At 53.6% G+C, this 19,861-nt stretch carries 21 protein-coding genes; 8 read left to right on the top strand and 13 right to left on the bottom strand.

What is annotated here, in order from left to right; genetic code table 11:
• The first annotated feature begins 41 nt into the window (after positions 1 to 41).
• Positions 42 to 497 (top strand): GatB/YqeY domain-containing protein, encoded by a 456-nt coding sequence (locus tag DS878_RS10335; protein ID WP_113815883.1) that lies wholly within the window; start codon positions 42 to 44, stop codon positions 495 to 497.
• Between the two features lie 109 nt (positions 498 to 606).
• On the top strand, positions 607 to 1,212 hold the full coding sequence (locus tag DS878_RS10330; RefSeq protein WP_113815882.1) for a M15 family metallopeptidase: 606 nt from the start codon (positions 607 to 609) through the stop codon (positions 1,210 to 1,212).
• A gap of 34 nt (positions 1,213 to 1,246) precedes the next feature.
• Here DS878_RS10330 and DS878_RS10325 read toward each other — a convergent pair whose 3' ends face one another.
• The 3 genes from DS878_RS10325 to DS878_RS10315 form a co-directional block, all read right to left on the bottom strand.
• Positions 1,247 to 1,432: a hypothetical protein gene (locus tag DS878_RS10325; RefSeq protein WP_113816652.1), complete on the bottom strand. Its 186-nt coding sequence runs from the start codon at positions 1,430 to 1,432 to the stop codon at positions 1,247 to 1,249.
• 103 nt (positions 1,433 to 1,535) lie between these two features.
• Positions 1,536 to 2,033 (bottom strand): DUF2780 domain-containing protein, encoded by a 498-nt coding sequence (locus DS878_RS10320; protein WP_113815881.1) that lies wholly within the window; start codon positions 2,031 to 2,033, stop codon positions 1,536 to 1,538.
• A gap of 110 nt (positions 2,034 to 2,143) precedes the next feature.
• Positions 2,144 to 3,148 carry a ribonuclease Z gene (locus DS878_RS10315; RefSeq protein ID WP_113815880.1) on the bottom strand — a complete coding sequence of 335 codons (1,005 nt, stop codon included), beginning with the start codon at positions 3,146 to 3,148 and terminating at the stop codon, positions 2,144 to 2,146.
• Positions 3,149 to 3,275: 127 nt separating this feature from the next.
• Here DS878_RS10315 and DS878_RS10310 point away from each other — a divergent pair, with 127 nt between their 5' ends.
• On the top strand, positions 3,276 to 4,301 hold the full coding sequence (locus DS878_RS10310) for a CobW family GTP-binding protein (RefSeq protein WP_113815879.1): 1,026 nt from the start codon (positions 3,276 to 3,278) through the stop codon (positions 4,299 to 4,301).
• Positions 4,302 to 4,362: 61 nt separating this feature from the next.
• Complete coding sequence (corA, locus tag DS878_RS10305) at positions 4,363 to 5,436, top strand: magnesium/cobalt transporter CorA (protein ID WP_113815878.1); 1,074 nt, start codon at positions 4,363 to 4,365, stop codon at positions 5,434 to 5,436.
• 11 nt (positions 5,437 to 5,447) lie between these two features.
• On the opposite strand, the gene DS878_RS10300 is transcribed toward corA, so the two are convergent.
• Positions 5,448 to 8,636: an EAL domain-containing protein gene (locus DS878_RS10300; protein ID WP_113815877.1), complete on the bottom strand. Its 3,189-nt coding sequence runs from the start codon at positions 8,634 to 8,636 to the stop codon at positions 5,448 to 5,450.
• Between the two features lie 170 nt (positions 8,637 to 8,806).
• Here DS878_RS10300 and DS878_RS10295 point away from each other — a divergent pair, with 170 nt between their 5' ends.
• Entirely contained in the window at positions 8,807 to 9,448 is a 642-nt protein-coding gene (locus DS878_RS10295) for a DsbA family oxidoreductase (RefSeq protein WP_113815876.1), read from the top strand.
• 29 nt (positions 9,449 to 9,477) lie between these two features.
• Here DS878_RS10295 and DS878_RS10290 read toward each other — a convergent pair whose 3' ends face one another.
• The gene (locus DS878_RS10290) at positions 9,478 to 9,846 is read right to left on the bottom strand and encodes a hypothetical protein (protein WP_261977752.1); all 369 of its coding nucleotides are present in this window, start codon (positions 9,844 to 9,846) and stop codon (positions 9,478 to 9,480) included.
• A gap of 101 nt (positions 9,847 to 9,947) precedes the next feature.
• Here DS878_RS10290 and DS878_RS10285 point away from each other — a divergent pair, with 101 nt between their 5' ends.
• Complete coding sequence (locus DS878_RS10285; protein WP_113815875.1) at positions 9,948 to 10,238, top strand: DUF6172 family protein; 291 nt, start codon at positions 9,948 to 9,950, stop codon at positions 10,236 to 10,238.
• 118 nt (positions 10,239 to 10,356) lie between these two features.
• Complete coding sequence (locus DS878_RS10280) at positions 10,357 to 11,364, top strand: zinc-dependent alcohol dehydrogenase family protein (protein ID WP_113815874.1); 1,008 nt, start codon at positions 10,357 to 10,359, stop codon at positions 11,362 to 11,364.
• 25 nt (positions 11,365 to 11,389) lie between these two features.
• On the opposite strand, the gene DS878_RS10275 is transcribed toward DS878_RS10280, so the two are convergent.
• The 6 genes from DS878_RS10275 to DS878_RS10250 all read right to left on the bottom strand — a co-directional run bounded on the left by DS878_RS10275 (position 11,390) and on the right by DS878_RS10250 (position 16,808).
• A complete protein-coding gene (locus DS878_RS10275) occupies positions 11,390 to 12,307 on the bottom strand; it encodes an HAD-IIA family hydrolase (RefSeq protein WP_261977751.1) in 918 nt (305 codons plus the stop codon).
• A gap of 20 nt (positions 12,308 to 12,327) precedes the next feature.
• Positions 12,328 to 13,137 (bottom strand): phosphonate ABC transporter, permease protein PhnE, encoded by an 810-nt coding sequence (gene phnE, locus DS878_RS10270; protein WP_222837454.1) that lies wholly within the window; start codon positions 13,135 to 13,137, stop codon positions 12,328 to 12,330.
• Complete coding sequence (gene phnE / locus DS878_RS10265; RefSeq protein WP_113815872.1) at positions 13,134 to 13,943, bottom strand: phosphonate ABC transporter, permease protein PhnE; 810 nt, start codon at positions 13,941 to 13,943, stop codon at positions 13,134 to 13,136. The genes phnE (DS878_RS10270) and phnE (DS878_RS10265) overlap by 4 nt, the downstream gene beginning before the upstream one ends.
• A complete protein-coding gene (gene phnC / locus DS878_RS10260) occupies positions 13,940 to 14,758 on the bottom strand; it encodes a phosphonate ABC transporter ATP-binding protein (RefSeq protein ID WP_113815871.1) in 819 nt (272 codons plus the stop codon). Before phnC ends, phnE (DS878_RS10265) begins: the two co-directional genes overlap by 4 nt.
• 92 nt (positions 14,759 to 14,850) lie before the next feature.
• Complete coding sequence (gene phnD / locus DS878_RS10255; RefSeq protein ID WP_113815870.1) at positions 14,851 to 15,795, bottom strand: phosphate/phosphite/phosphonate ABC transporter substrate-binding protein; 945 nt, start codon at positions 15,793 to 15,795, stop codon at positions 14,851 to 14,853.
• A gap of 98 nt (positions 15,796 to 15,893) precedes the next feature.
• A complete protein-coding gene (locus DS878_RS10250; RefSeq protein WP_113815869.1) occupies positions 15,894 to 16,808 on the bottom strand; it encodes an AraC family transcriptional regulator in 915 nt (304 codons plus the stop codon).
• 105 nt (positions 16,809 to 16,913) lie between these two features.
• Here DS878_RS10250 and DS878_RS10245 point away from each other — a divergent pair, with 105 nt between their 5' ends.
• Positions 16,914 to 17,990 carry an aldo/keto reductase gene (locus DS878_RS10245; RefSeq protein WP_113815868.1) on the top strand — a complete coding sequence of 359 codons (1,077 nt, stop codon included), beginning with the start codon at positions 16,914 to 16,916 and terminating at the stop codon, positions 17,988 to 17,990.
• A gap of 24 nt (positions 17,991 to 18,014) precedes the next feature.
• Here DS878_RS10245 and DS878_RS10240 read toward each other — a convergent pair whose 3' ends face one another.
• Both DS878_RS10240 and DS878_RS10235 read right to left on the bottom strand, forming a co-directional pair.
• On the bottom strand, positions 18,015 to 18,785 hold the full coding sequence (locus DS878_RS10240) for an MBL fold metallo-hydrolase (RefSeq protein WP_113815867.1): 771 nt from the start codon (positions 18,783 to 18,785) through the stop codon (positions 18,015 to 18,017).
• Positions 18,782 to 19,834 (bottom strand): putative urea ABC transporter substrate-binding protein, encoded by a 1,053-nt coding sequence (locus DS878_RS10235; protein WP_113815866.1) that lies wholly within the window; start codon positions 19,832 to 19,834, stop codon positions 18,782 to 18,784. The genes DS878_RS10240 and DS878_RS10235 overlap by 4 nt, the downstream gene beginning before the upstream one ends.
• Positions 19,835 to 19,861 lie beyond the last annotated feature (27 nt).

Raw genomic sequence — 19,861 nt, 5'->3', positions numbered from 1 at the left:
GCGAGGTTAATCCTCATAACTTTTGGAGCAGGAGTTCAACAATGACGGAATTATCACTTAAGGAACAACTGAGCAGTGCTGTAAAAAACGCGATGCGAAGCAGGGATAAAGACCGGCTCGTTACATTGCGTATGGCTCAGGCCGCGATCAAACAGATCGAGATTGATGAACGCCGTGAGTTGAATGATGAAGATGTTCTGAAGGTACTGGACAAAATGCTCAAGCAACGCCGGGATTCTGCCCGTCAGTACGACGATGCCGGTCGTGAGGAACTGGGCGACAAGGAGCGGGCGGAAATGGCTATTATTGAAGAATTCATGCCCGTCGCGCTCACTGAGGAAGAACTGGATGGCCTTATCCGTGCAGCAGTCAGCTCAACTGGAGCTGTAGGTATGCAGGATATGGGGCGTGTGATGAACGAGTTGCGGCCAAAAGTACTTGGCCGTGTCGAAATGGGGCACCTGGGCAAGAAGGTGCGAGCCGTGCTGGCGGGCTAAGACTTGCCAGCCTGAAAAATGATCTATCCTTAAGCTGTAAAGCCCAGAGAAGGTGGTAATTTGTGGTCGGGCATTGCTCTACCACTGATAACCATTTGGGAGGCTCAGAATGAGCGACAGATTGTTTGGCGAGGATGTGCTCTTTTTTCAACGCCTGTTGAAGTCAGAAGGCTTTTATCGCGGAGCACTGGATGGATTGTGGGGTCGCCTCTCCGAGGCTGCTGCAACCGCTTTTGATATCGAATACGAAAAGCTGAAGAACGAGCTTGGCACCTTTGACCGCCGTACAGAACAGATGATTTCATCCCTGTCGATCCGCGCCCAGCGGGAGGCCCGCAAGTTCATGGTGCGGGCCTTGAGCCGGGGTGTGAATGTGAAAATTATCTCTGGAACCCGTACCTACTACGAGCAGAACCAGCTCTTTCGTCAAGGGCGCTACGGCAACCCTGGACCGGTTGTTACGAAGGCGCGGGGAGGGCAGAGTAATCATAATTTTGGCATTGCCTGGGACATTGGTGTTTTCAGAGCAGACGGATCCTATTCAACGAGTCAGAGCGATTATGATGCTGTGGCTGAATACGCGAAAGGAGGGCTGGTCTGGGGGGGTGACTGGCGTTCGTTTAAGGATTCACCTCACTATCAACTGGCAACAGCCCACCCCCAAATCACTTGGGTGCGGACTCGCTTTGAACAGGGTGAGAACTATGTTGTCTGATTTTTATTCCAGTACAGCCGGGGCAGGGAATGGCTCAGTGACGCGGGTTGTTGTCACCCGATGAGGACGAATCATCGGACGGGGTATCATCCGGTGTGAGGTAGTAATCTTTCTCCTCAATGGTCTTCATATCAGGGTCTTCAATGCTGTTCTTGCGACGGCCCTGATAAAGCCAGAAAGCTACTGCGGCACAAATAATGATCAGTACGATCCACTTCATATCCGTTCCTCCGCCCATTGATATGCCTTATATTCAGGCATGCCGCAGGGTGATTCGTCAATGTTGATCGTGCCACAGCGCTCGTTCTGTAATGTGCGCAAGCTCAGTCGGCTGGCGTCCAAAGGCCCTGCAACTGGCCTAGCAAGGAAGAGCCAACACCCTGGTCTCCCAGGAAACTCATAACAATCGGTACGAATTGCTGGATCATGGAACTATCCATGCCCAACGCAGAGAAAGCCGATGTTACTCCGCTCATAGATGAAATATTGGAAAGTACGCTTCCAGTGAGACTGCTGCCTCCTCCCAGCAGGCTGGACAGGCCTGAAGCGTTGCTGGTGAGTGAGCTCATGGCGTCTGTGCCAAGTTCACTTTGGGCCAGTTGCAGCAATGCACTGGTCCCGCCAATTGCCTGGGTTTCAGTGACACCGAGTTGGCCTTCAAGCTGCCCCAGCAGTTGCTGGGCTTCACCGGTGACTTCTGTTGTTGAGGTGAGTGCTTGTGTGCCGCTGGACAGCGCGCTATCCAGACTGAAAGCTCCAGCAGCAGGCGCTAAAAGATAAATGCTTGAAACAAAAAGGAATTTTTTTAGAATGTCGTTCATTTTAGATCCTGCTGGGTCGAGAGTTAGTATCCTAATAATATATGGGGATTCAATGGGATAATGAAAGTGCGGGAAACCGAGACGCCAGGGCCAGGTTGCCGGTGTTTCGATTAACTGGCCCCCGAAAGTTCGTTGTGTGCAGGGTTATCCGGGCTCAGGCGGTTCAGTGACAGGCTCTTGTCCAGCCGGTAGGTGTCAAAATCGCGAGCCAGAAATAACTGGCCCTGGTAATGCTGCATTGCTTCTGCTGCCAACTGGTTGATGCTGGGAGTGCTACCTGGCGCGGACTGATAGCGGGAGCTGAAATGGGTAAGTATCAGGTTGGGTAGTCGTGCCTGTTTGGCAAACCTTGCTACTTGCTCAGCGGAGCTGTGTTGGGGCCAGGGGCCAACCCGGTCGGCAACTTCCTGGGTGTAGGTGGCTTCGTGAATCAAAAGGTGGGTGCCATTACAGGCGTCCGTCAGCAGAGCTGGGTCATCATTGTCGCCGGCGATGATCAGGCGGCGGGCCTTACGGGTTATCCGGGTGTAATCGTCACTTCTCAGTAAATGGCCATTTTCCAGTGTTACGTCCTTGCCTTTTTGTAATTCGCCCCAGCAGGGTCCGGCTTCAATCCCATCCTGTCTCAGCCGGTCCTGCAAAAGTTGTCGCTCGATATTTCTTTCAGTAAATACATACGCCCGGCAGGGTACCCGGTGGGATAAAGCTACGTTTGTCACGCCAAAATGATTATCCTGCCAGCAGAAATCCGGGGCTTCGGAATCGATGAAGTTGAGTTTGTAGCCGAGGCTGGAGTCGCTGGTTGCAAGCGTTGTGTTGATAAACTTCCATGTCAGGGCCGGGGCGATGATGTCCAGGGTTTCGGTGCGCCCAAGCATGGACGCACTGGTGAGCAGCCCTGGAAGACCAAAGGTGTGGTCACCGTGTATATGGGTGATGAAGATCGCTCGCAGCTGCATTACCGAGTACCGGGTGCGTAACAGCTGGTGTTGTGTGCCTTCGCCACAGTCCACCAGGTACCAGGCTTTGTGTCCGGAAAGCGATAAAGCCAGAGCGCTTACGTTGCGCGACCGTGTCGGTGTTCCGGCAGAGGTGCCCAGAAAGGTGAACTCCATAGTGCCTCGTTTCTGTTCGCAATCATGATCTATAGCCCTACCGGACGGGATCTTCTGATCTCACACATGTCACTCGCCGGGGGCGCAACGTACTCTATAATGGTGCCTGTGCCCGGATCTTCAATCAATGTTACGAGAGAACGTTTCTTTAATGCCTGTCTCTAAAGCGATTCCAACCAATATCATTACCGGTTTTCTGGGTGTCGGAAAAACCACGGCCCTTTTGCATCTTCTGAAACACAAGCCTGAGGCAGAGCGATGGGCGGTGCTGGTCAATGAGTTCGGCGAAGTGGGTATAGATGGCAGTATTTTTGCCGGCCACGAAAGCGGGCAACAGGGGGTATTCATTCGAGAGGTGCCCGGTGGCTGTATGTGTTGCGCAGCCGGCTTGCCTATGCAGGTTGCTCTGAATATGCTGATTGCAAGTGCGAGGCCGGATCGTCTGCTTATTGAGCCTACTGGTCTGGGCCATCCCAAAGAGGTGCTGGAGGTGCTGGGCTCAGAGCACTATCGGGAAATACTGGATCTGCGTGCAACAATAACTCTGGTTGATGCCCGGAAAATTCATGATCACCGGTATGTAAACCACACAACATTTAACCAGCAGTTGAGTGTCGCTGATATTATCGTGGCTAACAAAGCTGAGCAGTATCAATCTGCCGATTTTCCAGCGTTATTGGATTATCTGGACAGGGCATTGAATGCCGGAAACAAATCAGTTTTTCAGGTGAGCTGGGGTGAGCTGGAGCCTGGCTGGCTAGATGCTTCACCCGGTGATCACAATCTTTCCGGCCCCCGTAATGATTCCGGCCGTCCCCTCTCCTTTGTCAGAAAGATCGACGTCCCGGCACAAGGTTATCTTGACGTTGGTAATAAAAATGAGGGCTTTTACAGCCAGGGCTGGGTGTTCAGCGCGGACTGGGTTTTCGATGCGCACAGGCTTTCGGCGCTGCTGACAGGTGCGGACGCCGAGCGCATCAAAGGCGTGTTCAGAACCGATCAGGGTGTCATTGCCTATGACAAAGCGGATAATGTGCTCTCGGAAACGGAGCTGGAGAACAGCCTTGATAGTCGTCTCGAATGCATCAGTGCTGACAAGCATGCACTTGAGTATCTGGAAGAGGCTGTGATTGACTGTGTACTGCCCGGTTAAGCTCTGTCGAGAGTGAGAAGTTACGCCACTGAACAACTGTTTCCTGCCCGGAGAATGAGTTATGGCTTTTTTTGACAACCACTATCATCGCCCTGGCACGGCACCCGGAACTCTGGTGGCCAATCAAAAACCTGTAACACCGGTTACGATACAGTTGATTGATTATACGGACTCCCGGATTGAGGAGCACCGCCTTGCGTCAGCGCGTGACTGTCAGAAGTTTCTGGCCCGCGAAACCAAAACCTGGATTCAGGTGAATGGGCATGTTGATGCGGACACACTAAATGGTTTTGGTGAGATGTTCGATCTCCACGATCTGGCGCTGGAAGATGTCATCAACCGTGGTCAGCGCCCCAAAACCGAAGTGTATGATGATCAGGTTTTTATTGTCGCGGCACTGCCTGCATACGATGGCCGGAACCTGGAGTTGGTTCAGGTTAGCCTGTTCGTTGGCGAAAATTATCTGATCTGTTTTTGTCCCTTGGCGGAAGATCCTTTTGAACCGATACGCAAGCGCATGCGACAACCCGGCAACCGTCACTTCTCAAACCGCGGTATCGATTACCTGCTTTATGCCCTGATGGATTTCATCATTGATGCCGGTTTCCCGGTACTGGAACAATTCGGTGCCCAGCTCGAAGCTCTTGAGGAAGACTTGCTGGATAGCCCGGATCAGGACACCTTGTCGTCATTGCATAAGCTGAAACGGGAACTCCTGACATTGCGAAGGGTGCTCTGGCCCCAGCGAGATCTTGTTGCAACACTGATGCGGGGCGAGGACAAACTGATCCACATGGATACACTGGTGTATTTCCGGGATTGTTACGGCCACAGCATTCAGATTATTGAATTACTTGAAAGCTTCCGCGATATGTCCACAGGCATGCTTGATCTTTACCTCTCCAGTGTGAGCCAGCGGACCAACGATACCATGAGGGTTCTGACGATTATTGCAACGGTTTTTATTCCACTCACTTTTGTAGTGGGGGTCTATGGGATGAACTTTAATCACTCTGACAGTCCTTGGGCTATGCCGGAACTGAACTGGTATTATGGCTATCCCATGGTATGGGGCGTGATGGTGATGACAGTTCTGGGTATGGTCTGGTTCTTCCGGCGCAGGCACTGGATATAGCGCCTGAGAACTCAGAGTGGCTTCATGGTCTTTATCAGGAACTCTTCGAACTCGGCAGCGGGGAGCGGTCGGGAGAAAAGGTAGCCCTGGCCATGGTCGCAGCCAATGCTCAGTAACAGTTGGCGCTGTTCTTCTGTTTCAACACCTTCAGCAGTGACTTTCAGGCCGAGTTTGTGAGCCATGATCACTATGGCTTCGGAAAGCACCAGATCGTTCTGTTCAGTTTCGAGGTTTCTGATGAAGGACTGATCAATCTTGAGGTAGTCAATATCGAATCGCCTGAGGTAGGACAGGGCGGAGTAGCCGACACCGAAATCGTCAATTGCTACCTGAATTCCGGCATCACGAAACCTGAGAAGCTTGTCTGTCACATCCTTGCTTGCGTTAAGCAGCAGGCCCTCGGTAATTTCGATGCTCAGGTGTTTATCACCTAGCCCTATAGTCTGCAGGTATGTCAGCCAGTCGGCGATATTCAGAGCGTCACTCTGGAACTGCACCGGCGACACGTTGACAGACACCTGTGGCTCCTGATCTACCAGCTTGCTCCAGTCTTTGGCTTTTGTGACAGCCTCCCTGAATACCCAGTCGCCGATTTCGACGATCAGCCCGGTTTCTTCCGCCAGGGGAATAAACTCAACCGGGCTGATGATGCCGTGCCTTGGATGATTCCAGCGTATCAGTGCTTCCGCTTTGACGACGCCTCCGGTTTCCAGATTAATAATCGGCTGGAAATACAGTTCGAACTCGTTATTTTCGACGGCCACGCGCATATCGGATATCAGAGACAGGCGTTTCTGGGCGGATTCCTGAAGAGCGCGGGTAAAATAGCTTATGCGGTTTCGCCCGGAAGTTTTAGAGGCATACATGGCCTGGTCGGCGTTGCTGATCAGTTGGTCGACATCTGATGCATCGTCAGGGCAGAAGGTGATGCCGATGCTGGCAGGTGCATAGATGGTTTCTCCATTGATGGCGTAGGGGACGGCCAGCTCACTGATGATCTGCTCTGCAACCTTTTCGGCGTCTATGGTCTGGCTCAGATCACGCAGAATAACGGTGAACTCGTCACCGCCCATCCGGGCCACGGTATCGGCACCTCTTACGCAACGGTTGATTCGATCTGCTGTTTTGATCAGTAACTGGTCGCCCACCGGGTGCCCCAGAGTGTCGTTCACATCCTTGAAGTGGTCCAGGTCGATAAACAGCAGCGCCAGCATGGAACCCTCGCGATGGGAATTGCGGATTTCCTGTTCGAGGCGGTCCTGGAACATGTACCTGTTTGGAAGGTTGGTCAGGAAATCGTAGTTTGCCTGGCGCCAGATGACTTCGTCGGAACGGATTTTGTTGGTGATATCCGAACCCATAGACACGTAACACTGTACGTCACCGCTGTTGGTGTAAATGGCATTGATGGTGAGCCATTCAGGAAAGGTTTCTCCATCCTTGCGACGATTCCAGACCTCACCTTGCCAGAACCCATGCTCCTTTATTTCTTGCCACATAACCTTGAAGAAATTGGGATCGTGGCGGCCAGAGTGAAGAAGGACCGGGTCTTTGCCCTTGATTTCTTCAAGGGTGTAACCGGTTATTTTTTCAAAGGCGGGGTTAATGGCAATTATTTTGTTTTCGGTATCTGTCACCATCACGGCTTCGGAACTGTTGCGATAGATGGAAGCGGCGAGGAGGAGTTCTTCCTGGGCACGGACTCTCTCGATAGCGATACCCATCAAGTTACTGGCGCTTTCTATCAATGCAATTTCGTGATCATCCGGCTGGCCCGGTTCCCGGCGATAGATGGCAAAGGTACCCAGAACCTTGCCTGATTTGGAGAGAATAGGTTCAGACCAGCAAGCCGCAAGGCCGGCCCTGGCCGCAATGCTTCTGGTGTTTTCCCAGTAGGGGTGAGAGGCGATATCTGCGACAATGGTGCGCTTGCCTGTGTAGGCGGCGGTTCCGCATGAACCAACCCCGGGGCCGATCTTCAGGTGGCAGGTAACCTCGGTATAAAATCCTGGCAGGCTCGGCCCGGCGCCATTCTGGAGGTGTGTGCCTTCGTTATTCATGAGTAAAACGGAGCACATGGACCGAGGATAAATTGTTTCAGCGGATTCGATAACCTGCAGCATGATTTCATCCAGAGAGCTGCCCCTGGCGACCGTCTCAAGAACCAGTTGCCGCATATGTTCCCGTCGTTCTTCCATCTTTCGGCGTGTGATGTTCTCAACCAGCACGACGATATATGCCAGGTTACCATCTTCGTTGCGAACGGCACGGGCGGCCAGGAGCCCGTCGACAACATCCCCGGATTTCCGGATATACCGCTTTTCAATCATGAAGTCGTTAACTGACCCATCAATTAACTGCCGTAAAAAGGTCTGGCTGGTTTCCCTGTCTTCGGGGTGGGTTAGTTCGAACCAGGTCTGCTTTTTAAGTTCATCGGGGGTGTAACCAAACATGTCGCACAATGCCTGGTTAACCTCTAGCCAGGTGTTGTCCGGGAGGATGGCAGCCATGCCGAACATGGAACCTTCAAAGTAGGCCCGGAACCGTTGTTCGTTAGCTTCCAGAGATGCCAGTGCGCTGCGGCGTTCCTGATCCCGGTCGAAGATGTCGAGTGCGAAGGTAAGGTCGTAGGCCATTTCATCGAGAAGGTTGATCGTATCCACGTCGAAGAAATTCTCTTCCTCGTGATAGACCGACAAAACTGCAAAAGGTAGCTCTTTACGCGGGATGGGAAAGCTGCCGCAGCTTCCCCAGTGAACGTGTCTTGTGCCATTCTCCTGGTGAGTCGCCGCTGGGTTGTCGGCCCAATCATTGATGACTACTGAATGGTTGTTGCTATAGGCCACTGTTGTTGGCATCAGCGCGCTTGCCTGGCCCTTCCGCGTCGAGATCCGGAGAGACATCAGGTAGTCTGTATTTGCGCCATAACTTGCTATTGGGACAATCTGCTCTGATTCCGGGTCGGCAATCCCGACCCAGGCCATGCTGACTCCACCGAATTCGACGGCGATCTTGCAGACTATAGGGAACAGTTCTTTTTCATCACTTATACGAATAATGGCGTGATTGTGCTCGCTGAGCGTCCGGTATATCTGTGTTAACCGGTGGATGCGGGCGTGTGTTGATTCACCTCTGGGCGCAGCTTGCGGGCCTGGGAGGGGCCTTCTTTTCCGTTCGGACTCATTGTCCAGGGGGGGCATCAAAGTGCTGCTCTCTGTGGCCAAAGGGTGTGTTATGAGTGTTGGTTGTTTTTGTGCAGAATTCAAGCTGGTCGCGAAGATAGTTTGGGCAGCCTGGCCGCGCTGACTGGGAGGTAGTTACTGGCCCTTGTTTTATCTGGATTTATATAGCTGTTTAAATAGGAATTACTATGAAAAAGATACAGATTGACATCGTTTCCGACATCGCTTGCCCATGGTGTGCCATCGGTTACGCGCGTCTGGAACTGGCGATGGCGCAACTGGCTTCAGAGTATGAATTTACTGTTGAATGGCATGCGTTCGAACTGAATCCGGAGCACAGTGGTGAGGGTGAGCCTATTTTGCCTGCTTTGGCTCGAAAGTATGGGAAGAGCGAGGAAGAGGCGCGTGCGACCCAGAATCAGATGATGGCGATCGCGCAGGGTCTCGGTATTAACTTTGAGAAGCTGCAGGAGCGATTAACCTGTAATACCTTCGATGCTCACAGGCTGGTCAAGTGGGCTGGCGAACAAGGTCGGCAAACCGAACTGAAGCAAGCTCTGTTCGGCGCCTATTTTGGCAAAGGAAACAATGTTTCCAGCCAGGATACGCTTCTGGAGTGTGTTGAGGCCGTGGGACTGAGCTCAGAGAAAGCCCGGGAAGTGCTGGATTCAGATCAATATGCCCGTGCGGTGCGTGAGGATGAGGCTAATTATCAGAAAGCAGGTGTTACGGCTGTACCTGCTTACATAATCAACAACAAGTACCTTATCGCCGGAGCTCAGGAGCCCGATGTTCTGGTGCAGGCATTGCGGGAGATTGGGGCGGATTGAGGTGGAGGCTTTGCGGCTTCCTCAAATTCTCAGCCAAAATAATCCTGCATCCAGCAAAACAAGGTGTCTGTATTTAAATCAGAAATTGCCATTTGTTTAAAGTCGTTTCCGACTTCATTCTCAATGGTCACAAACTGATAGAGCAGCAGCCCCGGTTGGTTGTCGTGCAGAATAAGTGTGATGCGTCTGCGGGTGCGTAAACAGTCGATGGTCATCACGTCAGCGGGAATGCCGGCATCACGCATACCCCGGCGTACTTCTACCACCGGGTTAATGTGCTGGTGTGCTGTCTGAATGCGGGCGTGGGCGTCGCTGGCCATGTCGGACAGGACTTTGAGTGGATCTTCTGACATTCGAATCTGGCCAGCCTTAGGGTGAATTAGGGGAATACCTGCCATGGTACTCAACCTTTGCCTTTGACGCGACTTGCAAGGCCTGACCTCCCGGCGACGTGGTACACTGCGCGCCAATAGACCTTTCCCAGCCTGGCAGGATCCCGATGAAGAAGACCTTCAACTTAGACCACCCGAAAATCAAAGTGCCGCGTGTCGTTGACTCGGTAAAGCACGAGATCAGAAAGTTCCTCAAAAAAGAACGCAAGAAACCTCTGCCCTCAGATACTAAATATTGGGGCTTTGATTGCAGGTGTGGGCAGTCTGAAGAGGCGGCTGCTGTGGTGGAGCTGCCATTGTTAATGGAAACAATCGATGACCTTGTTGCAAACAACGTTATGACCATTTATGTGGAAATTACAGCAAAAGCTGTAAAGGTAGAGGACTCACCCCGATAACGGTACTCAAGTACCATTGTCCGACGGAGCCGGCTGACTAGAATTGCACGGATACTTATCCAGAGGGTCGCGCTATGCCCAGACTCTTGCGTATCCAATCAGCAATAGAGGCCGCCAAATGAAGCTCGCAACAGTATCCCACCCATTCGGACTGGACCAGCTTACAGTAACCGAGGGCAAAGACCCTGGCGCACCAGGTCCAGACGAGATCCTGGTGCGGATCCACGCCAATTCACTGAACTATCACGACTACGCCGTGGTTGTCGGAGCCCTGCCAACCGCAGATAACCGCATTCCCATGGCGGATGGTGCCGGCGTAGTTGAAGCTGTCGGAGAAGGCGTGAGCGAGTTTGCTGTAGGTGATCATGTAGTCTCAACTTTCTTCCCCCACTGGCTCGACGGGCCAGCACCGATCGATAATTTCAGTACCACCCCTGGCGATGGCGTCGACGGCTATGCCCGGGAACGGGTGGTCGGCCCGGCCCAGGGTTTTACCCATGCCCCAAAGGGTTATAGCCATGCAGAAGCTGCCACGCTTACAACGGCCGGGCTTACCGCGTGGAGGGCGCTGGTGGTAAACGGTAATCTGAAAGCCGGCGATACGGTTCTTACTCTGGGTACCGGAGGCGTTTCCATTTTCGCCGTACAGTTTGCAAAGATGATGGGAGCCCGGGTGATTGCTACTTCATCGTCCGATGCAAAACTCGAACGTCTGAAGGCCTTGGGTGCCGATGACACCATCAACTACAAAACGACACCGGCCTGGGGTCAGCGTGTGCTGGAGCTGACTGGTGGTCAGGGAGCTGATCACGTTATCGAGGTGGGTGGCCCAGGTACCTTGCCGGAATCCATTGACGCCGTGCGTATCGGTGGCCATATCTCACTGATTGGCATTCTTACTGGTGTCGCTGGCGATGTTCCCACCCTTAAACTGTTGGCCAGACAGGCGCGTCTGCAAGGCCTGATCGTTGGCAGCAGGGCGCAGCAGCAGGAAATGATTCGCGCCATTGAGGCCAACGACATGCGTCCTGTAATTGACCGCTCATTCTCGCTGGACGAAATTGCTGATGCTTTCCGCTATGAAGAGTCTGGCACACACTTTGGCAAGATTTGTCTGGAGTTCTAGAGGGTACGGGCATCCTCACGGCTTTTCAGATTTCCGGGGCGATAAAATCCGGAACTATGCCTGATGTCGCAATGCAGGCATTCACATCCATGCCTTTGAGCGCTCCGTGGGCTGTCACCAGCATTGTGCTGATACCTGCGCAGCGCCCGCCGAGAATGTCCGTGTGCAGGGTATCTCCCACCATCAGTAATCTGGAAGCAGGTATGTGAGCCAGTCTGCTTTTAGCTGCATCGAACGCATTGCTGAAGGGCTTGCCGAAAAACACCGTGTCCAGGCCTGTGGCGTCTGTAAGGTGGTGAGCATAGTGCCCCGGTTCCAGAGAGAGGCCGTTCTCACGGGGTGCCACCAGATCGGGGTTTGCCACCCAGACCTGTCGTGGTCGGCGGCGCAGGCTGTCGATCAGGCCGTGCTGTAGTTCCTCGGTCCAGTCCTGAGCGCTCAACATCAATATGGCATCGGCGCTATCGAGTTTCTCGCGGCTGGTTTGCACAATCTGGCTGGTAATGACAAAGCTACGACAGGGCAGTTGGTCGGCGTGCGCCGATGCAGGCGCCATAACGGCCCATGTTTGTTCAGGTGCGGATGCCAGGGCATCGGTTACCAGCATGCGACTGGAGATCAGCTGATCCTGTGTGAGGGGAAAACCGAGGTTACGGTATTTCTGCACCAACTGCTGCTGTGGCGCGGTAGCAGCGTTGGACAATACCAGGCAGTGCTTGCCCATTGCCTGCAAGTCATGAAAGCGGGCAACCGCCGTAGGTAGAGCCATATCGCCAGCGTTGAGCACACCGAAGGCATCGAAGATAAAACCATCAAAGCGATCTGCAATGGCCGCCAGCGATGGCACCAGTTCGGGTGTAATAGAGGTTGAAACAGGTTCCGGAAGCCGCGGACGAATACGCTGATAGGCATCAAATGCCCAAAGTGTTGAAGGTGATTTCATATATGGCTTTGGATATGCCATCAGAGTACGGCCTGCCGGACTTTAGCAGACACCCACTCTGAAGCGATCACTGTGGCCAGAATAACAAGGAATATCACGGTTACCTGATTCCATGCCAATGTACTCAGGGATGACTGGAGTTGCAGGCCCAGGCCTCCTGCGCCTACCAGACCGAGAATAGTAGACTCGCGAATGTTGATGTCCCAGCGAAAGACCGAAATGCCGCAAAACGCTGGCAGGATCTGCGGGACAATCCCGTAGTCGATCACCTGTATACCTGAGGCCCCCGTTGCCCGTATGGCTTCCACCTGATTCTCGTCAATCTCCTCAATGGCCTCGTACAACAGCTTGGCAACGAAGCCTACAGAGCGGAGGGCGATAGCAATAATGCCGGCCAGAAGGCCGGGACCGATAATGGCTACCAGTAGCAGGGCCCAGATAAGGGAGTTGATTGAGCGTGAGGTCACGATGATCAGCAAGGCCAGGGGGCGCACGAAGTGACGGCTTGGCGTTGTATTACCTGCGGCCAGGAAGGCTACGGGTATCGCAATGATCACGCCGATCAGTGTTCCAAGGGTTGCTATGTTCAGTGTGTCCCATAGCGGTTGCCAGAGATCACTGAGGTAGCCCCAGCGTGGGGGAAGCATGCGGCCGCCGATATCTGATGCCTGACGCGGTGCGTCCGCTACGAAAGCCCATATGGTGTTTTCGGTCATCAGGTTCCAGCAGAACACCGTTAGCGCTATCAGCCAGAACCAGCCAGTCCAGCGCATCAGGTGCTGTTTCGGGCTGCGGAATCTCCAGGTCTGTGCGTCTGCTCCGGGCATCATTGTACCCACCGTCGGATGTAGGATGATGAGTATTCCACTACCAATACAATAGCGATGATGATGATCAGAATGGCTCCTGCCGAATCGTACTCGTAGCGATCAATGGCCGTATTCAGGGTAGCTCCCACTCCGCCGGCACCTACAATGCCGATGACAGAAGATTCCCGGAAGTTGATGTCTAACCGATACAGGGAAAGCCCGATCAGCCGCGGCATCACCTGGGGCTGGATAGCATAGTTGATTACCTGCCACCAACCTGCGCCGGTAGCGCGAATGGCTTCAATCTGGGCGCTGTCGCAATCTTCAATTTCTTCCGCCAGCAGCTTGGAAAGGAACCCGATGGAGGCAAATGTCAGTGTAAGAAACCCGGCAAATGGCCCGAACCCGAACATGGCGACCAGCAGGATCGCGATAATGATTTCCTGAAATGAGCGCGAAACTGTAATGATGCTCCTGCAAATCATATAGACAGGCGCCGGAGCCAGATTGCGAGCTGCACCAATGCCGATCGGCACAGAGATCAGTACGCCTGCCACGGTGGAGGTAAGCGTCATGGTCAGGCTCTCAATCAGACCGGTCTGTATGTCCCGCCAGCGAGAGCTGAAATCCGGAGTCAGAAACCCCTGGATGAATCGCCAGCCGCGCTCAAGGCCTTCATAAACCCGAAACCAGTCGACCTCCACTGAACTGATCGCCAGAAACAGATAGATGGCGGTGCCGGACAGAATGGTCCAGCGCCAGGCCGGGTTTTTCAGCAATACCGGGGGGCGCTTCCAGGTTCGGGAAGACGTGACTTCACCGCTCATGATCGTTCCGGCACTCTGGTGTTGCTGAGCTGAACTTCGTCATTCTGTGACTCATTGTTCTGTTGCACCTGGTCCCAATCTTCGGCGCCGTAGATGCGGGTCAGTGCATCGTGGGACAAAGCTGAGGGCAGGCCGTCAAATACCACCTGGCCGGCCTGTAACCCGATGATCCGGTCAGCAAAGTTTTGTGCCAGTACCACATCGTGGATATTGATGATGGCCGGCAGGTTCATTTCCCTGCAAACGCTCTGGATCAGCCGCATGATCTGGCGGGAGGTTTTCGGATCCAGCGAAGCGGTGGGCTCGTCTGCCAGCAACAGTTCCGGATTCTGCTCCAGAGCCCTGGCAATACCCACACGCTGCCGTTGTCCGCCGGAGAGTTCATCTGCACGTTTGTTGTAGTGCTCGCTGAGCCCCACCCGGTCCAGCAAGCCGAAGGCCTGATCAATGTCTGTCTGCGGGTACCGGCGCAGGAAAGACCTCCAGCCGGAGACATAGCCGAGCCGGCCCGATAACACGTTCTCCATCACTGTAAGGCGTTCAACCAGGGCATATTCCTGGAAAATCATACCGATACGCCGACGGGCCTGACGTAAAGCCCGGCCATTAAGAGTGGTCAGTTCTGTTTCACCGAGACAGACGCTGCCGGAACTGGGTTCAACCAGGCGGTTGATGCACCGGATCAGGCTGGATTTGCCTGCGCCAGAGGGACCAATCAGGCCTACAACCTGACCTGCAGGCACTGAAAAGCTGATATCACTCAGTGCCCGGTCTCCGGTTTTATAGGTTTTTGACAAGGCTTTGAGTTCAAGCACAGTTTGCTGCCATCGCTGATAAAAAAAGACAGCGGGGCGGCCACATCTTGCGACATGGCCAGCCCGCTGACGAAGGGGTGCGCTCTGAGCCTTTAACGGCAGTTGTAAACCACGCCGTTGGCATCATCGATCTTGCGAATGACTTCCCAGTGCTCCTGGAATGTAATCGGGATGAACTGAGCCTCACCAGACTTGGAGAACTCCTCCTCCAGGGATGTGCCTTCCCAGTCAAAGGAGAAAAACGCCTGCTGGATCTTTTCCTGCAGTTCCGGCGTCAGGTTGTGTGCGACGCCGTATCCGGTAGTGGGGAAGGTCTGGGATTTGTACAGAGATACAATTTGGTCTTCACTGATAACGTCCCGGTTCAGCATCCGGGACATAACAGAGTTGGCAACCGCGGCGGCGTCATAATCCTTGTTGGCAACGCCGAGGATGGAGTTATCGTGTTTGCCGGAAAATACCGGAGTAAAATCCCTGTCGGGCACAAGGTCGTAATCCGCTTTCAGTATGGCCGAGGGTGCTTTGAAGCCCGAATTCGAGGTTTCAGAAGTAAAGGCCAGTTCGCGACCTTTCAGCCCTTCTACATTGGTAATGCCTGAGTCTGGATGGGTAATGATTTCCATCTCGTAGCCGAAGGAACCATCCGCGGACGCCATAATAGTGAACGGGCGGAAACCGCCACATGCTACGGCTATCGGGTTCGAACCGGTATTGAAACCCGCAATATGGAGGCGACCGGCACGCATGGCTTCGATTTGCGCAGCGTTGGACTGAACCGGGAAGAACTGGATTTTTTTGCCGGTTTCTGCAGACAGGTAATCGAGAAAATCAGACCAGGCTTCAGCGTAAACTGACGGGTCTTCCACCGGTGTGTAAGCAAAAATCAGCGTGGAAGGGTCGACCTGTTCCGACCTGGCAGGAATGTCTGCAATCAGATCGCCGTCCTGATCCGCGTATCGGGAGTCCAGTTTGAATGCGCCCTGCGCGAGCACAGGCGTCATAAGGGCTGCGCATGTCAGTGTTACCAACTTCTTCATGTTTGTATTCCTGCGTCATGAATTCATCATTTACAGGAGATTAACTATGGATTGTTATGGTTACATGACAGCGTCGAGAACTCCGGTTTGAGAATGTCTCATCTCCAGGTTTCAATCGCTACGCTTGATCGCCTTATGGCTTTGTCCTTTCCTGGTGGAGCACCAAAAAGTTTTCGATAGTCACGACTGAACTGAGATGGGCTTTCATAGCCCACTTTGTAGCCGACACTGGCGACTTCCTGTTCCCCCAGCAGTAGCCTGCGGGCTTCCTGCAGGCGCACCTGTTTCTGAAATTGTACGGGTGTCACCTGGGTAATGGTTTTGAAGTGCCGGTGAAAAGAGGCCGGGCTCATGTTTGCCATTGCTGCGAGCTCTGCCACCCTGATGTTCTGTTGATAGTTTGTTCTCATCCAGGCCGTTACCCGGCCAATGCGTGCAGTTTCGCTGTCGCTGGTGCCAGTTTGCTGCAATGCCGGCCCCAATGGTGAGCGCAACAAACGCCAACAGATTTCCCTGCGCACCAGCGGTTCCAGTACCTGGCGGTCATGTGGCTGGTCGAGAAGATGGAGTAAGCGGATAACCGGGCCATACAGCTCATGTGGCATAGGTGCTGTGACAAGTGCAGGCTGCTTTCCCCCGCGATATGCCATTTCCGGTTGTGCCAGCAGCAGCTCGGAGATCATTACTGGGTCAATGGACAGGCTCAATGCCAGATAGGGCTTGTCCGCACTCGCCTCAACAATGCGTGAGGTGACTGGAACATTGACTGATGCAAACAGGCATTCGTCCTGGCCGTATTGAAAGGCTTTATCCCCAATCGTACTGACCTTTGCCCCCTGTAACACCATACAGAAAGAAGTGTGGTACAGCGCCCTGATGGTGCCGCTGGGCTCCTGTGACCGGGTAAGGCACAAGCCATCAATCGCACACTCAGGGCCATCAGCAAGCCACTGTTTTTCAACAAGGTCGCGGAGCTGGTCCCTTGGCGGGGTATTTGAGGTTGATAGGATCATGCAAGAGCCTGAGAGTTTTTGTCAGCTGAACCTTGTCTGTTTCACCGTACCATGAATCCAGTGTTTTGCATCGCCAGTTTTTCCACATTCATGAGACGATCGTTTATGACAACTCCAAATATTCCCCAGACCATTAATGATACCCCTATGCACCTTCGCACCCTTGGCCGGTCGGGCCTGTTTGTCTCCGGCTTATGTCTTGGCACTATGACTTTTGGCGGTGGAGACGATATGTGGGGGCTGATAGGAAAACTGCAGCAGGAGCAAGCTGACGATCTGGTGCGAATCGCGCTGGACTCCGGTATCAACTTCATCGACACCGCGAATGTATACGGTGGTGGTGCCAGTGAGCGCATTGTTGGCCAGTCATTGAAAAACCTGGGTGTCCCCCGTGAAGATGTTGTGATTGCCACCAAGGTTCTTGGTCCCATGGGGGCAGGGCCGAATGCCCGCGGCGCTTCTCGCGTCCACATCATGAATGAGTGCAAGGCCAGTCTGCAGCGTCTCCAGACAGACTATATCGATCTGTACCAGATTCATGGCTTTGACCCGGCTACGCCAATAGATGAGACCCTTGAGGCGCTGAACACCCTGGTGCAGCATGACCATGTGCGCTACATCGGACTGTCGAACTGGGCTGCATGGCAAGTGATGAAAGCTGTTGGCATTACTCAGGCCCGCAGGTTATGTCCGATTCTGTCGTTGCAGGCGCACTACACCATTGTGGGCCGGGACCTTGAGCGGGAAGTTATCCCCATGCTCGAATCCGAAAATATCGGACTGATGGTCTGGAGCCCGCTGGCGGGTGGTTATCTTTCCGGCAAGTATGAAGGGGCGGGTGTTTCGGAAGAAAATCGCCGCGCGAAGTTCGACTTTCCTCCCGTTAACCGTGAGCGTGGCAGCAGGGTTATCGCAGTTATGCGAGAAATCGCTGCTGGCAAAAACATCGATGGCGACCTGGCTAGTGTTGCCCAGGTCGCCATCGCATGGTTGCTGCATCAGAAGGCTGTAAGTAGCGTGATTGTGGGTGCCCGGCGGGAAGACCAGCTGCTGGATAACATTCAGGCGGCACGCATCCGCTTTTCCGCCGATGAGTTGGCGGCGCTGGATAATGTGAGCCGCCTACCCGCGGAATACCCTGGCTGGATGTTGGCACGGCAGGGCGAGTATCGGGCGCTATAGAGCCATCTTTGCGGGGACCGACTGCTACTTGTTGCTGGTACTTTTCAGGTAGTGATCAACGAGTTGATGAAGGCGGGCCTGGCCAAAACTTGGGTCGTGCCCACCGTGGACCACCTTGACGGGCAAGGCGCGTATGCGCTCCATGGTCTTAATGTAAGCCTCGATGTCGGCGCCCGGGATAGCATCCAGCAGCGGACCATCGTATATGGCATCGCCTGAAAACAGCGTACCACTGGACTTTTCCCACAGGCCTATACTGCCAGGAGAGTGTCCTGGCAGATGTAGCACCTCAAAGGCTGTATTGCCGAGGTCCAGCACGTCGCCTTCATCAATCAGTCTGGTGGGCTCGGCTTTTTGTGTGCGAAAAGCCATTGGATCGAACCCCTCGTGCGGGTATGCATCGATGAGTATATCGGGAACTTCGTAACCCTGGCTCTCGATTGCTTCGCGCATACCAGCGGGCCAGTGGCAGCTGCACAGTACAGGGTAATCTTCCGGATTGCGTAATTGCTCAGCTTCCAGAGGATGAACCAGACGCTGGTCAAATTCATGCAGGCTGCCAACGTGATCCATATGAGTATGGGTAGCAACAGCTATTACGGGCTTGTCCAGCAGCTCGGCCATTGCCTTCTTCAGGCTGCCGATGCCCATGCCCGCGTCGACCAGAAGGTCAGCGTCGCGGCCTCTTATGTGCCACATGTTGCACTGTTCCACACGTGCAACATGCGGCTCCCACAGCAGGGTGATGCGATCGTCAATGCGCCTGGTTTCGAACCATCGATTAGCAATTTTCATCGTTGTGCTTCCAACATGTAGCTGGTTGGGAAACGCAGTTTCACGTTCTGTTCGTTGCCCTGGGTGCTGCCATCATCAAATTCGATGCCGATGAAATCAGCGCTGGTTGCAGAAGGCCCCAGGAGGCCTTTGTCCCAGGCAAAGCTGCTGATCTCTCCAAGGATCGAGGAAAATTCATCGCTGGTAACCAGTTCGGCAGCTTCTTCACGGGTGTAAAAATCGATGGTTTTCATTTGCTTCAGGAATCCGGCCCGGTCGGTTCCGACTGCTGCGGCCATGTGTGCAATAACTTCATCCCGCTTTGGATGGCCCGGCTCCAGCATTGATACAACTTCGAACCATGCCCCTGCCAGAGCGTAGCCGAGCTCTGGGTGCTCTTTGAGTGTTTCAGTATGAACCAGAAGAATGTCGGTTATTTCATCTGGAATGTCGGCGCTGTCAAAAAGTAAAGTGGAGTCAGGATTTTGCTCGATAACCTGGCTGAGTTGCGGTTTCCAGGTGACTACAGCCTGAGTCTCCGGGGACTGAAACGCTGCGATAATGTCCGCATCAGAGGTATTAACAACGGTGACATCTCTTTCGCTCATTCCATATTTATCGAGCGCACGCGCCAGGAGATAGTGAGAGCCTGAAAACTGTACCAGGTTAATGCGTTCCCCCGTAAGATCTTCAATACTCTTACCGCTTCCTTTCATCACTATGCCGTCACTGCCGTTGGATGCAGTGAGCATTACCGCTGCCGTGGAATCGACACCGCTGGCGGCGGGGATAGTCAGGGCATCAAGGGTGATAGCAATCACACCATCGAATTCGCCAGAGGTGTACTGGTTCTGAGCTTCTATATAGTCATTCAGCTGAACCGCAGAGACGTCAATCCCGTATTTGTCGCCCCACTTGTCCAGTATTCCTGTTTCCTCGGCATAACCAAGAGGCATGTTGCCAGCATAAATGGTCCAGGCAATGCGAAAAGAAGGTGTGTCTGCAGCGAAGGCTGTATGACTCAATAGTGACATTAACAATGCAGAAGCAAAGATTCCCGCAAGTCTCATATATTTCTCCTATGTGGGTATGGTCTA

The organism is Marinobacter sp. F3R11 (assembly GCF_003318275.1).
GTDB lineage: Bacteria > Pseudomonadota > Gammaproteobacteria > Pseudomonadales > Oleiphilaceae > Marinobacter.
Note: the sequence above shows the minus strand (reverse complement) of the source record. Positions and strands in the feature narration are given on the sequence as shown.

Coding starts and splice junctions, on each gene's coding strand:
- DS878_RS10280 (WP_113815874.1), top strand. CDS start 10,357: ATGAAGCTCGCAACAGTATCCCACCCATTCGGACTGGACCAGCTTACA.
- phnD (WP_113815870.1), bottom strand. CDS start 15,795: ATGAAGAAGTTGGTAACACTGACATGCGCAGCCCTTATGACGCCTGTG.
- DS878_RS10245 (WP_113815868.1), top strand. CDS start 16,914: ATGACAACTCCAAATATTCCCCAGACCATTAATGATACCCCTATGCAC.
- corA (WP_113815878.1), top strand. CDS start 4,363: ATGGCTTTTTTTGACAACCACTATCATCGCCCTGGCACGGCACCCGGA.
- DS878_RS10290 (WP_261977752.1), bottom strand. CDS start 9,846: ATGGCAGGTATTCCCCTAATTCACCCTAAGGCTGGCCAGATTCGAATG.
- DS878_RS10275 (WP_261977751.1), bottom strand. CDS start 12,307: ATGAAATCACCTTCAACACTTTGGGCATTTGATGCCTATCAGCGTATT.
- phnE (WP_222837454.1), bottom strand. CDS start 13,137: ATGATGCCCGGAGCAGACGCACAGACCTGGAGATTCCGCAGCCCGAAA.
- DS878_RS10315 (WP_113815880.1), bottom strand. CDS start 3,148: ATGGAGTTCACCTTTCTGGGCACCTCTGCCGGAACACCGACACGGTCG.
- DS878_RS10240 (WP_113815867.1), bottom strand. CDS start 18,785: ATGAAAATTGCTAATCGATGGTTCGAAACCAGGCGCATTGACGATCGC.
- DS878_RS10250 (WP_113815869.1), bottom strand. CDS start 16,808: ATGATCCTATCAACCTCAAATACCCCGCCAAGGGACCAGCTCCGCGAC.
- DS878_RS10325 (WP_113816652.1), bottom strand. CDS start 1,432: ATGAAGTGGATCGTACTGATCATTATTTGTGCCGCAGTAGCTTTCTGG.
- DS878_RS10285 (WP_113815875.1), top strand. CDS start 9,948: ATGAAGAAGACCTTCAACTTAGACCACCCGAAAATCAAAGTGCCGCGT.
- DS878_RS10310 (WP_113815879.1), top strand. CDS start 3,276: ATGTTACGAGAGAACGTTTCTTTAATGCCTGTCTCTAAAGCGATTCCA.
- DS878_RS10300 (WP_113815877.1), bottom strand. CDS start 8,636: ATGCCCCCCCTGGACAATGAGTCCGAACGGAAAAGAAGGCCCCTCCCA.
- DS878_RS10335 (WP_113815883.1), top strand. CDS start 42: ATGACGGAATTATCACTTAAGGAACAACTGAGCAGTGCTGTAAAAAAC.
- DS878_RS10330 (WP_113815882.1), top strand. CDS start 607: ATGAGCGACAGATTGTTTGGCGAGGATGTGCTCTTTTTTCAACGCCTG.
- DS878_RS10235 (WP_113815866.1), bottom strand. CDS start 19,834: ATGAGACTTGCGGGAATCTTTGCTTCTGCATTGTTAATGTCACTATTG.
- DS878_RS10295 (WP_113815876.1), top strand. CDS start 8,807: ATGAAAAAGATACAGATTGACATCGTTTCCGACATCGCTTGCCCATGG.
- DS878_RS10320 (WP_113815881.1), bottom strand. CDS start 2,033: ATGAACGACATTCTAAAAAAATTCCTTTTTGTTTCAAGCATTTATCTT.
- phnE (WP_113815872.1), bottom strand. CDS start 13,943: ATGAGCGGTGAAGTCACGTCTTCCCGAACCTGGAAGCGCCCCCCGGTA.